Source organism: Streptomyces erythrochromogenes (assembly GCF_040684695.1).
Classification (GTDB): Bacteria; Actinomycetota; Actinomycetes; order Streptomycetales; family Streptomycetaceae; genus Streptomyces; species Streptomyces erythrochromogenes_C.
Map to the genome: position 1 here is coordinate 666,775 of NZ_JBFBGM010000002.1, position 13,402 is coordinate 680,176.

General features: G+C 73.4%; 9 protein-coding genes and 2 tRNA genes. 6 read left to right on the top strand and 5 right to left on the bottom strand.

Annotated elements, in window-relative coordinates:
- Positions 1-231 precede the first annotated feature (231 nt).
- The 3 genes from AB0O53_RS07160 (at position 232) to AB0O53_RS07170 (ending at position 3,346) form a co-directional block, all read left to right on the top strand.
- Complete coding sequence (locus tag AB0O53_RS07160) at positions 232-2,568, top strand: hypothetical protein (protein WP_365193652.1); 2,337 nt, start codon at positions 232-234, stop codon at positions 2,566-2,568.
- An 81-nt stretch (positions 2,569-2,649) separates the two neighbouring features.
- A tRNA-Lys gene (locus AB0O53_RS07165) sits at positions 2,650-2,722 on the top strand.
- A 108-nt stretch (positions 2,723-2,830) separates the two neighbouring features.
- Entirely contained in the window at positions 2,831-3,346 is a 516-nt protein-coding gene (locus AB0O53_RS07170; protein ID WP_365193655.1) for a GNAT family N-acetyltransferase, read from the top strand.
- A gap of 76 nt (positions 3,347-3,422) precedes the next feature.
- Here AB0O53_RS07170 and AB0O53_RS07175 read toward each other — a convergent pair whose 3' ends face one another.
- Complete coding sequence (locus AB0O53_RS07175) at positions 3,423-4,688, bottom strand: hypothetical protein (protein ID WP_365193657.1); 1,266 nt, start codon at positions 4,686-4,688, stop codon at positions 3,423-3,425.
- A gap of 301 nt (positions 4,689-4,989) precedes the next feature.
- Between AB0O53_RS07175 and AB0O53_RS07180 the strand changes: the two genes are divergently transcribed.
- The 3 genes from AB0O53_RS07180 (at position 4,990) to AB0O53_RS07190 (ending at position 7,754) form a co-directional block, all read left to right on the top strand.
- Positions 4,990-5,063 (top strand) — tRNA-Met (locus tag AB0O53_RS07180).
- Positions 5,064-5,263: 200 nt separating this feature from the next.
- On the top strand, positions 5,264-6,442 hold the full coding sequence (locus AB0O53_RS07185; RefSeq protein ID WP_351001120.1) for a PP2C family protein-serine/threonine phosphatase: 1,179 nt from the start codon (positions 5,264-5,266) through the stop codon (positions 6,440-6,442).
- Between the two features lie 292 nt (positions 6,443-6,734).
- Positions 6,735-7,754 carry a M23 family metallopeptidase gene (locus AB0O53_RS07190; RefSeq protein WP_434094477.1) on the top strand — a complete coding sequence of 340 codons (1,020 nt, stop codon included), beginning with the start codon at positions 6,735-6,737 and terminating at the stop codon, positions 7,752-7,754.
- On the opposite strand, the gene AB0O53_RS07195 is transcribed toward AB0O53_RS07190, so the two are convergent.
- The 4 genes from AB0O53_RS07195 to AB0O53_RS07210 form a co-directional block, all read right to left on the bottom strand.
- Positions 7,663-9,072 carry a PrsW family intramembrane metalloprotease gene (locus tag AB0O53_RS07195; RefSeq protein WP_365193660.1) on the bottom strand — a complete coding sequence of 470 codons (1,410 nt, stop codon included), beginning with the start codon at positions 9,070-9,072 and terminating at the stop codon, positions 7,663-7,665. The two genes, AB0O53_RS07190 and AB0O53_RS07195, sit on opposite strands and share 92 nt — an antisense overlap.
- Before the next feature lie 43 nt (positions 9,073-9,115).
- Positions 9,116-9,955, bottom strand: coding sequence for a tRNA (guanosine(46)-N7)-methyltransferase TrmB (gene trmB, locus AB0O53_RS07200; protein WP_351001125.1), 840 nt, complete (start codon positions 9,953-9,955; stop codon positions 9,116-9,118).
- A gap of 366 nt (positions 9,956-10,321) precedes the next feature.
- Complete coding sequence (gene lhgO, locus AB0O53_RS07205; protein ID WP_365193663.1) at positions 10,322-11,554, bottom strand: L-2-hydroxyglutarate oxidase; 1,233 nt, start codon at positions 11,552-11,554, stop codon at positions 10,322-10,324.
- Positions 11,555-11,583: 29 nt separating this feature from the next.
- The gene (locus AB0O53_RS07210) at positions 11,584-13,326 is read right to left on the bottom strand and encodes an NsdA family TPR-like regulatory protein (protein WP_365193666.1); all 1,743 of its coding nucleotides are present in this window, start codon (positions 13,324-13,326) and stop codon (positions 11,584-11,586) included.
- Positions 13,327-13,402 lie beyond the last annotated feature (76 nt).

Here is a 13,402-nt window from a genome sequence, read left to right on the forward strand (position 1 = left end):
CCGCCGTGACGACCGCCCCTCCGGCGGCTTCGGCGGCGGCCGCCGCGACGACAAGCCGCGCTGGAAGCGCAACGGCTGAACCCGGCTGAGCTGAACCCCTGACAGGGCCCCCACGACTTCGGTCGTGGGGGCCCTGTCGCGTGTTGCTAAGATCCACGGACTTTTGCTGTGGGGGGCACGGCGACGCGGAACCGCGACCGCCCCCGCGCACTTCCTGGGGGTGGGACTTCTTTGAGACGGTCACGCGTACTGGGCGCCGCGGCGCTCGCCTTCGCCATCGGCCTCGGCGGCCCGGCCGCCGTACCGGCCGCGGCGGGACCGACGGCCGCCGACGACCTGACCATCCCGGCACCGCCGCACCAGGACCCCGCCCGGAAGCCGGTCTTCGCGGCCGGCGCCGGCCTGACGATGGGGCGGGGCTGGAACGGGGAGAGGTACTGGCAGAGTCTCCAGGACGGTCGCGAAGCGACGGTGGCCCCCTGCCCCTCCGACGCGAACGAAGTGGCCTTCCACGGGGATTCCATGGCGTGCGGAGTGGGGCCCTCCGGCTATGTCGCGTCCGACAACACCGGGCCGCTCACGATCCGGGACCTCGGCTCCGGCGCGAGCGAGACGCTGACCGCGCCGCCGGGGCGGGCCTGGATGCGGGCCTTCTCCCCCACCCAGGCACTCGCCGCGGAGGTCGACCAGGCCGGGTGGCTCACCCTGCACCTGATCGGCCGGGGTGCCGAGCCGCGCAAGGACGTGGTCGTCACCTCGCCCGAGAGGTTCGGTACGTACGCCTTCCGCGTGCGCGCCTTCGACCGCAACGGCGCCCTGGTCACCTACTTGAAGGGCAGCGGCGGTCATTCCGTCGCGCTGCTCGACTTCGCCACGGCGACGCTGCGCCCCGTGCCGATGGCGAACGGTGTCACCGGCACCGACCACACCAGGTTCGGGCTCGGTCCGCAGTGGATCGCGATGGAGAACTCGGGCAAGGTGACGCTGCGTTCGCGCAGCGACGGCAAGGAGACCCGTACGGTCGACCTGGGCGCGCTGTCGGCGACGGCCGTGCAGCCCTTGGGCGACTGGTTGCTCGCGCGGGGCGCCGCCGGACTGGTTGCGGTACCCACCAAGGGAGGTGCGGCGCGCACGCTGCTGGCGCAGACCGCTGGTGAGGAGATCACGACCGGCGCCGACGGGGCCGCCTACGTGGTCGGCGGATCCGATTCCTCCCACTGGGGAGTCCACCGCATCGCGCCGGGCCCCGACGGCGCGCCCGTGGTGCAGAAGGTCGTGGACGTTCCGCCGGATCCCGCGAACCGCGTGGGTCTCGCCTTCGCCCAGGGACAGCTCGCCGTGGGTCAGACCGACCCCGCCACGAGCGTTCTGGGATACACCGCTTCGGTCTCGGGCCCGCCGGCGGTGTCGCAGAAGCCCGTGTGGAAGTGCGACCTGTCGGTGAACGCGAAGGTCTGCGGTGTCCAGGACGCCGTCGGCGCCCGGAGCGCCGCGACGGGCGACGGCCGGTTCGTCTCGCTGTCCCGTGCCGACGTGGGGGACTGCATCGCCTGCGCACTCGCGGTGAACGTGATCGACACCGCCGCGGGCGGCACGGTGCGTCAGGTGCTGCCGGCGGGCGGCCGCGAGCTGTGGCCGGGCGTCATCAAGAACGTGTCCGGCCGGTACGTCCTGTTCACGGCTGCCGGCACGTCCGACTCCGGAACCTATGTCGCGGACATCGACGCCGGGAAGGTCCTCGACGTCCGTCCCGACCCGTCGTCCGTCCTGTGGGGATCCACGCTCTGGCAGCCGGAGGGGAACAAGGGCGTGGTGGTCGGCACGGACCTGCGGACCGGGCAGACCACCCAGCGGGTCGACCTCGGTTCGGGCTGTCGTCCGCAGGGACTCATGGCGGCCGGCAGCTGGTTGTACTCCGCGTGCTCCTCCACCGGTGACGGCGCCGCCGCCTTCCACGTGCCCTCCAAGAAGCGCGTGCCCATGCCCTTCACGACCGCGCTGCATCTCGTGCGGCTCGGAGACGGATACGTCGTGCGCATGGAGGGCGTGGGCCTGGAGGTCTACAACGTGCGCTCCGGCACGGCGGTCCGGGAGCGCGAGATCGGCCAGTGGTTCAACAGCCACGGCATCGATTGGACCGTCGACCGGTTCGGCGGCCGGCTCGCCTACACGGACCCGGGCCAGACCGTGCACCTGGTCGGCGTGACCGGCGAGGCCTCCCCGCTCGCCCTGCTCGACCAGGACGTCGCCGCCACCGCGGACTTCAGGCAGGTGAAGACCTGGCAGGCCCGCTGGTGGCTGTCCAAGCCGGTCTCCTCCTGGAAGCTGACGGTGCGCGACAAGGCATCCGGCATCACCACGACCGTCCGCACCGGCACCGACGCGCGCGGCCTGATCGCCCCGGCGTGGGACGGCAGGTCCGCGACGGGCGGGTACCTCTTCTCCGGCGAGTACGAGTGGACGCTCACCGCCCGTCCGGCCGACGGCCGGGGCGGAGAGGTCAGCACGTCGGGGACGGTGTCCGTGACCCGGCCCCCGACCTCCGGCCGGCCGCCGGCGCGCCCCTGAACTGACGCCGACAGGCCGGTCGGTCGATACCCGATCGGCTGACCGGCGCTGTCCGGCTATGCTCTGGGGTGAGCACCCGGAGGGCCATTAGCTCAATTGGCAGAGCAGCGGACTTTTAATCCGTTGGTTGTCGGTTCGAGTCCGACATGGCCTACCGCTCCCGGCGCCCCGTCCGCACACCGCGGACGGGGCGCCGTGTTGTGTCCGGGGCCGGGCCGTAAACCGGGTGAACCACGGGGCGGCCGGCGGTAGCGTCACCGCCGTGACTCCGGTTCTGCGTACCGAACGCCTGCTGCTCGACCCGTACACGCCCGAGGACGAGGAAGCCTTCGTGGCGCTCTTCCAGGACCCCCGGGTCTCCCGGTGGATGGGCGACGGCCCCGCCACCGAGGCCGAGGACCGCGCCCTGTTCGGGCGGGTCTTCACGAAGGTCTACGCCGAGGGCCTCTTCGACGTCTGGGCCGTGCGCAGGGACGGCCGGCTGGTCGGGCACGCCGAGATCAAGCGGACCGACGAGGTCGACGGCCACGAGATCATCTACGCCCTGGCCCCCGAGGCCTGGGGATCCGGCCTCGGCACCGAGATCGCGGAGGCGGTCGTCGCGTACGGCTTCACGGGCCTCGGCCTGGCCGAGGTGCACGCCACGGTGGCCGCGCCCAACACCGCCTCCCTCGCGCTGCTGACCCGCATCGGCTTCGCCCACGTCCGTGACGTGCGCGAGGACGACGGCTCCACCACCCACGTCCTGACCCGCCACCGCGAACGGGCCGCCGCCTGACGGCACGTCCGCGCGCAACGGGGAGCGCCCCGCCCGAGGGATCGGGCGGGGCGCTTCGGGGTGTGGGGAGGTGCGATCAGGCGTGGGTGCGGCGGCGACGGCCGAGCCAGGCGGCGGCCGCGCCGAGCGCGACCAGGGCCGCGGCGAGGCCGGCGTACAGGCCGGTGGACGAGCCGGCGCCGGTGGTGGCCAGCGAGCCCGTGGAGGAGCCCGTGGTCGTCACGTTGGAGTTGCCCGTGGAGGTGGCGACGGCCTGCTGCACCGCGGAGGAGGAGGTGGAGGAGGGGGTCGGGGACGGGGACGGGGTGGTGGTGGTCGGGGTGGTCGGGTTGGCGGTCGGCTCGGTCGGCGCCGGCTCCGTGATCGGGACCAGCGGGAACTGCACCGGGACGGTCATGAGCGGCCAGGTGTTGCCCTCGGCCTGGCGGACTTCGGCCTCCATCGTGATGACGGTCCGCTGCGTCAGCTTGGAGTCCTTGCCCAGGCTGAGGCGCAGCGGCTGGGTGTGGACGCCGGAGGCGGCGCCGAAGCCCTTGGCGATGCGCGGCAGCTCGTAGCGGCTGTCCTTGGCGTTCACGTCCTGCCAGCGGCCGTCGATCAGTGCCTGGAGGCGGAAGTCGGCGTTCTGCGTGCCCGGGTGCGACAGGGTCAGGCTGGTGGCGAGGGCGGTGCCGAACGTGCCGTCGCCGGTGGCCTGGTAGTTCAGGTCCAGGTAGGCGCGCTGCTCCTGGCCGTCCTTGCCCGAACTGACCTGCTTGAACCAGGTCTTCAGCTCGCCCGTCTTGATCTGCGGGTCGACCTTGAAGAGGTGGGAGTCGGCGCCGCCGGGGGCGACGGAGTTGTTGTAGCTGGTGGCGGTGAAGTTGAAGTCGCCGTTGTTCGTGGGGTAGTTCGCGCCGAGACCGAGGGTGACCTTCCAGGTCATCTTGCCGTTCGCGGGGATGTCGAAGCCGGCGCCGGGCTCCTTGGCCGAGGGGGAGAACAGGCCCTGCCACTCGCCGTCCTGCCGGCCCACCGAGGACTTGGTCGCCGGGGCGTCAACCGCCTCGACCTTGAAGACGACGTCGTTCTCGCCCAGCAGGCTCGGACCCTTCGGGTCGAGGAGCAGCCACGGCTTGTACTCGACGGCCTTGCCGGTCGGGTTCTTCACCGTCAGGTCGAAGGTCTCGGTGGCGCCGCCGCGGGACAGCGGGCCGCCGGGGATGGGAGCGCCCATCTCCGTGCGCAGTACGGCGTGGTCGTCGGCGGCGGGTGCGGCGGACGCGGCGGTGGCCGAGAGCGGCAGCAGAGTGGTGACAACGCCGGCGACGACTGCGATGGCGGCTGCGGTGCGAACGGACATGGTGGACTCCCCCCAGGAATCACGAGGGCATCGGCAGAGTGCCGAGCCGGTTGGTGTGGTCTGTGCCGCCCGGCCGGTTCGTGTTCCCCCTGGCCTTGGCGACAGATGAATCTTCGCCCGGATCCGATCGCGGAACCATCCCTGCAGTGTCACTGCCGTGCAACAGAGATGATCTTCGTTCGCGGGATGCCGGATTCGGCCAGTTTTATGGCTTTGACCTGCGGCGATGCCGGTTCCGGGGTGGGTCGGGGACCAATTGGTGAAGGGCTGCTCCCGGATGGCGTAGAGTTGTGTTCACCGACGCGGGGTGGAGCAGCTCGGTAGCTCGCTGGGCTCATAACCCAGAGGTCGCAGGTTCAAATCCTGTCCCCGCTACTGAAGACGAAGGCCCGGTTCCCTTGGGAACCGGGCCTTCGTCGTGTTCCCGTCCCTCCTCGCGCCCTGTCGCCCGTGGCCCGTCACCCGTACGGCCACCGCCGGGTCGCCGTACGTCCGCTCCTGCCGCCAGCCTTGAGGGGCGCGGCGGCGGGCCCGCACCCGCGGAGCGCGGGGACCGGGCGGCAGGAGAGCGTGTGGTGGGGCTGGGCCGGAAGGGCAGCGGTGGCGGGCGGCGTGCGGCCGGCGTCGGGAGCGGTCCGGCCCGCCGGTTGCTCCGGGTGCTGCCGGGCGTACTGATCGCCGCCGGCCTCGCCTTCGACCTGCTGACGCCGCCCAGCTTCACCGGATCGCCGTCCTTCTCCGCGGCGCCGCTGATCGCCGCCCCGCTCTACACCCTGTGGGCCACGGCCCTGACGGGCGTGCTGGCCGTGCTCGCGGTGTTCCTGCTGCACCTGCACCACGGCACCTCCTGGACGGCCCACGGGCTGACCGAGCTGGCCACCATGGTGACCGTGGCCGGGCTGGCGCTGCTGATCAACCGCGTGGTGCGGCGCAGCGGTGAGCGGCTGGCCTCCGCCCGCGGGATCGCCGAGGCGGCGCAGCGGGCGGTGCTGCCGAAGCCCGCCGAGCGGATCGGGGGGCTGCACGTGTCCGCCTGGTACGAGGCCGCGCAGGCCGACGCGTTCATCGGCGGGGACCTGTACGCGGTGCAGGAGACCCCGTACGGGGTGCGGCTGGCGGTGGGTGACGTACGGGGCAAGGGGCTCGGGGCGGTGGAGGCCGTCGCGGTGGTCCTCGGGGCGTTCCGCGAGGCGGCGGAGACCGAGCCGACGCTGGAGGCGGTGGCGCAGCGGCTGGAGCGGGCCCTGGACCGGGAGGGCGCCCGGCGCGAGGGCCTGGACGCGGTGGAGGGGTTCACGACGTGCGTGCTCGGGGAGATCCCGCCGGATTCGGGGGTGCTGCGGCTGCTCAACCGGGGCCATCCCGAGCCGCTGCTGCTGTACGGGGACGGGGACCTGGCGGTGCTCGCCCCGGCGGAGCCTTCCCTGCCGCTCGGCATGGGCGACCTGGGCGTCCGGCCGGGCCGGGCCGAGCAGTGGGCCTTCCCGGCGGGGGCCGTGCTGCTGCTCTACACGGACGGGCTGACGGAGGCCCGCGACCGGGCGGGGGCCTTCTACGATCCGGCGGCCCGGCTGCGCGGCCGGGTCCTGGCCGGGCCGCACGCCCTGCTCGGTGCGCTGAGCAGCGACGTACGACGGCACACGGGTGGCGGGACGACGGACGACATGGCGCTGCTCGCGGTGGGCCGGCCCGGGCGGCGGGCGGAGCGGCGGCGGACCGTGCCGGTGGTGCGGCGGGGCGACGACGCCGCATGACGATGTGTAACGGAACGGGTGCTCTGTGCAAGCTGATTGATGGTCAGTCATTTCGGGCATGTGGCCGAGGAGATGGGTGACTCGTTTGAATTTTGCCCTAGTTGGTCTAGGTATCGGCTGAAAAGGAATGGCCAAAGCAAGCCAGGCCGTGGCCAATTGGTGGGAATGATCAAGCGCAACAGCTTGGAATCACTCCCTCACTTCTATTACCTTTCGATAACGCAGCGCGGTCGTCCCGGCCGTCGCAAGAGACGGCACCGTGCGCGTGCGTGTCAATGAGGAGTGTGCCCCCGTGGCCTCCAACTCGCCTGCTCCTGAAGGCACCGAGATCCAGGAGCCGCCCACCGCGGGTGCCTGGGGCGAGTGGAACCCCACCGAGGACTCGGTCCGTCCGGTCCGGGGCAAGCACCGGGTCGCCAAGCAGCGCGGGGGACTTGCCCGCAGCTCCACCGTGCTCGGCGTCGGTGTCATCGCCGCGGTCGGCGCCAGCGGCATCGCCACCGCCCAGGACCGGCCGCAGGTCGCGATATCCATGCCGTCCCTCCCCGACCTGATGCCCGGCGGCAACGACCGTCAGGCCGACGGGGGTTCCGGCCAGGAGGCCGACCGCGCCGGGACGGCCGGCATCATCGCCCAGCAGGCCGACCGCGGTGCGGACGCCGGCGAGATCCTGCGCAACCGCATCCTCCAGCAGGCCGAGTCGCAGCAGGGCGCCGCCGAGGCGGCGGCCCGTGCGGAAGCCGAGCGCACCGCGCGCGAAGCGGCGGCCCAGGAGGCCAAGGGCAAGCTGGAAGAGGCCCGCCGGGCGGCCGAGGAGGCCAAGGCCCAGGCCGAGGCGAAGGCCGCGGAGGAGGCCGAATCCGCCAGGAAGGCCGCCGAGGCGAAGGCGGCGCAGGAGCGCCCCGCCGCATCGGCCGGAGGCTGGTCCCTGCCCACCTCCGCCTACACCCTCACCTCGCACTACGGGGTTTCCGGTTCCATGTGGTCCTCCGGCCACCACACCGGCCTCGACTTCGCGGCCCCGACCGGCACCCCCGCCAAGGCGGTCGGCGCCGGGAAGATCACCTCGGCCGGCTGGTCCGGGGCGTACGGCTACCGCATCGTGCTGGAGCTCGAGGACGGTACGGAGATCTGGTACTGCCACCTCTCCTCGATGTCGGTGACCTCGGGCTCGGTCGGCGCCGGGGACACCATCGGCCGCGTCGGAGCCACCGGGAACGTCACCGGACCCCATCTCCACCTGGAAGTACGCAAGGGCGGATCGACGATGGACCCGCTGGCGTGGCTGGAGTCCAAGGGCCTGAACGTCTGACGGACGGCTCCTGGCGCCGCGGCCCGGGGACACCGGCCGGGCGGGCCGCAGCCTCTGCAGCCACTACCGCCTCTGCCGCCTCTCCAGCCTCTCCCGCCTCCGGCGTCCCGAACGGCGCCAAGGGGTCGAAGCCGTGCGGTAGCAGTTCCTCCATCACCGCCGCCCGGGCCAGTGCGGGGCCTGCGGTCGCCCGGCGCTGCCACAACCGGTTCAGCAACTCCCGTTCCCGGCGTGCGAAGTCCGCCTCGCGCAGCGGGCCCCCGCGGCGCGCCCGGTTCCGCAGCATGGCCAGGGCGACGGCGTCCGCCTCGTAGCGGGCGACGGCCCGTCCGGCGGCCCGGCCCCCGCTGCGCCGCGCCAGCGAGCGGGCCAGCGACCGGGCCGGCATCGAGGCCAGGGCCGGTACCTCGGCGGGCGCGAGCCAGCCCGCGGCCGCGTACAGCGAGAGTTCCGCGGCGACGGCCCGCAGCCGGCCGCGCCGTATCCGCACGGCCAGCCACACCAGCAGCCCGAACAGCGGGACCATCACGCAGCTGTAGACCACGTAGAAGCCGTGGTCACCGAACCGCGAGGATCCGTTCCACAGGGCGTGCATTCCCATGGCCAGTGCCAGGCCGAGCAGCGGCAGGCACAACCGGCGCGCCCGGCGCGCGCTGACCGCGGCCGCGCCGAACCCGAGCCCGGTGAGCACCGTGAACAGCGGGTGCGCGAACGGCGACAGCACGATCCGTACGAAGAAGGTCGCCGCGGTCACCGAGTCCAGGACGCCGGTGCCGTCGGCCAGGTCCTGAACGAAGGCGTTGCCGAGGTAGAGGATGTTCTCGGTGAAGGCGAAGCCGATGGCGGTGAAGCCGGCCACCACGAAACCGTCGGCGGGCCCGGTGAAATGCGGTCTCCGGAACGCGAACACCAGCAGCAGGGCGGCCGCCTTGGCGCTCTCCTCCACCACCGGGGCGATGGCGACCGAGCCGAGCTGGTCCGCCTCCGAGGGGTCGGCGGTCGCTGCGGCTATCCACTGGGTGGCGAAGTTGTTCGCCAGTATGGCGATCAGCGCCGCGGTGCAGGCACCCCAGGCGAAGCAGAACAGCAACTGCGACCAGGGCGCCGGCGCTGCCCGGCCCAGCCAGCGGAACGCCGCCATGAGCGGCGCCACCGGCAGCAGGGCCAGCCCGAGGCCGACGAAGAAGCCCGGCGTGCCGGTCTGCTCCCGGACGAGTTCGAGGATGGCGATGCCGGTGGCGGCGAGCAGGACGAGGAGTACGCACGTGCGGAACGTGCCGGACGGACGCGCGAGGACGGGGCGGAGCGCTCGGAACACATCATGACCCTAGCGATCCGCCCGGACACAAGCGGTGACGTTGTCAGTTCTCCGTGCGACGGAAGAGCAAGTCGTGTACGACGTGGCCCTTGTCGAGGCCCTGCCCCTCGAAGCGGGTGAGCGGCCGGAAGTCGGGACGCGGGGAGTAGCCGCCGTCGGGCTGCGTGTTCTCGAAGTCGGGGTGCGCCGTGAGGACTTCGAGCATCTGCTCGGCGTACGGCTCCCAGTCGGTCGCGCAGTGCAGTACGGCCCCGGGTGCCAGACGGGTCGCGGCCAGGGTCAGGAACTCGGGCTGGATCAGGCGGCGCTTGTGGTGGCGGGCCTTGGGCCACGGGTCCGGGAAGTACACGCGCATGCCGGCCAGCGCGTCGGGCGGCAGCATCTCGCGGAGCAGGATGATCGCGTCGCCGTTGGCCACCCGGACGTTGGTCATGCCGCCGCGCTCGGCGAGGGCGAGCAGGTTGCCCTGGCCGGGGGTGTGCACGTCGGCGGCGAGGATTCCGGTGCCGGGGTCGGCGGCGGCCATCTGCGCGGTGGCCTCGCCCATGCCGAAGCCGATCTCCAGGACGACCGGGAGGCCGTCGAAGAGGGTCTTGAGGTCGATGACCGAATGGCCGTCGATGTCCAGGCCCCAGGTGCCCCAGAGCCGCTTGAGGGCCTCGCCCTGGCCGGTGGTCACCCGGCTGCGCCGGGGCTGGAAGCTCCGGATCCGCCGCTCGTGGTGCGAGCCGGCCGGGTCCGGCGAGGGGCCGTCGGGGAAGCGGGGCTCGGTGCGCCACTTGGGGGGCACGTACGAGTTCGCCTCCGGCGCGGGACCGTCGGCGTAGTCGGCGACGGGGGCGTCCGGGACGGCGGGCGGCGTGGGGTTCAGGGACTCAGACACAATGCGCTGATTCTACGACGGGGGGTCGTGGCGGCGCTGCGCGAGCGAGCGTGCGGGGCGGGGCGGGGCCTGAGGATTCGGTGCCGCCGGCGTTCCGGGCGCGCGGGCCGGGGCGGAGACCTGGGCGGAGCTCCGGGGACGGCACGGCACCCTGTCGGCGGCCGGAGGCACGGCCGGGCCGCCACGGCCCGGCTGCGCAGGAGCCGCCACGGCCCGGCTGCGCAGGAGCCGCCACGGCCCGGCCGCGCAGGAGCCGCCACGGCCCGGCTGCGCAGCGGTTGCTCCGGCCGGGCTCTGCGCAGGGGCTGCTGCGGCCCGGCTGCTCAGGCCGGGTGTGCTCAGGCCCGGCTGCTCCGGCCGGTCCGCTCAGGCCGGGCCGAGGGTGCGCAGGACGCGGGAGGCGATCTCGCGGCCGATCGGGAGGGAGGCCGTCGCGGCCGGGGAGGGGGCGTTGAGGACGTGGATCGTGCGCGGGGCGTCGCGGATCAGGAAGTCGTCCACCAGGGTGCCGTCCCGCAGGACGGCCTGGGCGCGGACCCCGGCCGCGGCGGGCTGCAGGTCCGCCGCGGTGACGGCCGGCAGGAGGCGGCGCACCGCCCGGGTGAAGGCCTGCTTCGACAGGGAGCGGTGGATCTCGCCCGTCCCGTACCGCCAGTGCCGGGAGGCCATCCGCCAGGCGCCCGGCCACGCGAGCTCGTCCGCGATGTCCCGCGGGCGCACCGTCGACCAGTCGTACCCCTCGCGGGCCAGCGCCGGCACGGCGTTGGGGCCGACGTGGACGCCGCCGCCGATGCCGCGGGTGAGGTGCACCCCGAGGAAGGGGAACGCCGGGTCCGGCACCGGGTAGACCAGGCCGCGGACGAGGTCCGGGCGGGTCAGGTCGTAGTACTCGCCACGGAAGGGGATGATCCGCATGCCCGGGTCGTCCCCGGCCAGGCGGGCGATCCGGTCGCAGTGCAGGCCGGCGCAGTTCACCAGCATCCGGGACCGGAAGACCAGGCCGGAGGTGGTGCGCACGGCCACCGCCGACGCGCGGCGCGAGATCAGGTCCACCTCGGCGCCGTAGACGATCTCCGCGCCCGAGGACTCCGCGAGCTGGGCGCTGACCCGGCCGTAGTCCACGATGCCGGTGCTGCCGACGTGGATCGCGGCCAGCCCCTGCACCTGCGGCTCGTACTCGGTGATCTGGGCCGGGCCCAGCTCGCGGACCGGGATGCCGTTCTCCCGGCCGCGCTGGACCAGGGCGTGCAGCCGGGGCAGCTCCTCGCGCTCGGTGGCGACGATCAGCTTGCCCGTCACCTCGTGCGGGATCCCGTGCTCCGCGCAGAACTTCACCATCTCGGCGGCGCCGCTCACCGCGAAGCGCGCCTTGAGCGAGCCCGGGCGGTAGTAGATGCCGCTGTGGATCACACCGCTGTTGCGGCCCGTCTGGTGCCGGGCGGGGCCCGACTCCTTCTCCAGGACGATCACCTTCGTACCCGGAGCCAGGCGCGACAAGGCGTGCGCCGTCGACAGGCCGACGATTCCGCCGCCGATCACCAGCACATCGCAGTCCACGCCACCGCCCACGCCGACACCTCCCACCCCTGCATACTGCACCCCCGCACCGACAACGAGGCCACGCGGGTCTACGCCGGAGCCACGAGGAGGGGCCGGGCCCGCTCGCGCAGCTCCGCCACACGCGGCTCGTCCCCGTAGGGTTCCAGGCGGTGCAGCAGGTCCCGTACGTATTCGGTCGTGCGCGCCGAGGAGATCCGGCCCGCCACCTCCACCGCCCGGGTGCCCGCCGCGCACGCCGCGTCCAGATTGCCCGACTCCAGCTCCGCGACGGCGCTGACCACCAGCCGCAGCCCGTGGGAACGTACGTACTCCTCCGTGGGCCGGGACAGCGCCTGCTCGGTGAAGCGCCGCACCTGCCGGGGGAGTTTGAGGTCCCGGTAGCATTCCGCCGCATCCGCCGCGAAACGGTCGTACGAGTAGAAACCGAGCCAGGTCGGATCGGGGTCGCCCTCGCGGGACCGCTCCAGCCAGCCCTCCGCCGCCCGCAGGGCCGCTCCGGCGGCCGCCGAATCGCCCGCCTTCGCGTGCGCCCGGGCCTCGACCAGCCGGAAGAAGCTCATCGTCCGCGCCGTGGCCAGGCCGCGGTTGCGCTCGACGGCCGCCTGCGCGAGGTCCACGCCCTCGTCCGGGAAGTCCCGGTAGGTCGCCTGCAGGGACATCGAGGCCAGGACGTAGCCGCCGAGCGGCACGTCGGCGGCCGCGCGGGCGAGGCGCAGCGCCTGGATGTAGTAGCGCTGGGCCGCTTCCTGCTGGCCGGTGTCGAAGGCCATCCACCCGGCCAGCCGGGTCAGTTCGGCCGTCGCGCCGAAGAGGGCGCGGCCCACCTCGTCGGTGTACGAGCCGAGCAGCAGGGGTGCCGCGTCCACCCGCAGGCACTCGGGGACCATCGACGAACGCCAGTCGCCGCCGCCGTACTTGGAGTCCCAGCGGCGGGCGTCCTCGGCGGCCTCGCGCAGCTTGGTCACATCGCTGTGGCCCACGCGCTGCACGTGGTCGCGCAGCGTTTCGGGTCCGTGCTGCGCGGGCACAACGGTGGACGGCGGGCCTGCCGTCCGGTCGGCCGGTGCCGTCATCGGGCCTGTGGCCGGCCCGGTCGTACGGCCTTCCGGGGAGGGCCGGGAGCCGGTCTCCGGTGTGCCGGGCGTCGGTGACTTCGGCGTCGGTGACTTCGGCGCCGGTGACGACGGGAGGTCGCGCGTCGGTGCGTCCCGGGTCGGTGCTCCTTGAGCCGGAGCGTCGTGGGCCGGAGCGCTGTGAGTCGGAGCGTCGTGGGCCGAGGAGGGCGCGGCCGCGGACGGTTGGTGCGCCGGGCGCACCGGACCCGCGGAGCCCGCCGGCTCCCGGGCCACGGAGCTGTCGGCGGGAGATATCAGCCACCGCGACGCGGGTGTCGCGTACGCCGCCACGGAGAACGAGCCCGCGAGCGACTGCCAGATCCCGCCACCGCCGCGCCGTCCGGCGAGGTCCAGCCGGTAGAGGTCGGTGGCCGAGCGCACGGCCGCTCCGACGTCGCGCGGGAAGGCCAGCCCCACCTCGGGCGCGGGGTCCGCGTCCGCCAGGCCGATCTCGTGCAGCGGCACCGGCCGCCCCAGTTTCGCGCCGATGGCGGCGGCGATCAGGTGCGGGGCCGCGCCCTGCGGCACCATCCCCTTCGACACCCACCGGGCCACCGACGTCTTGTCGTACCGGAGGGTCAGGCCGCGCTGTGCGCCGAGGTCGTTGACGCGCCGGGCCAGCCCGGCGTTGCTGATGCCCGCGAGGGCGAGGACGGCGCCGAGCTTCTCATTGGGCTCGCGGAGCTCCCTGGACATGCGCCACCCCTCGTCACACGCGGAACGCATACGCCGCCGGGGCATAGGCGCCCGGCATTTCGTAAACCCAGCGTAG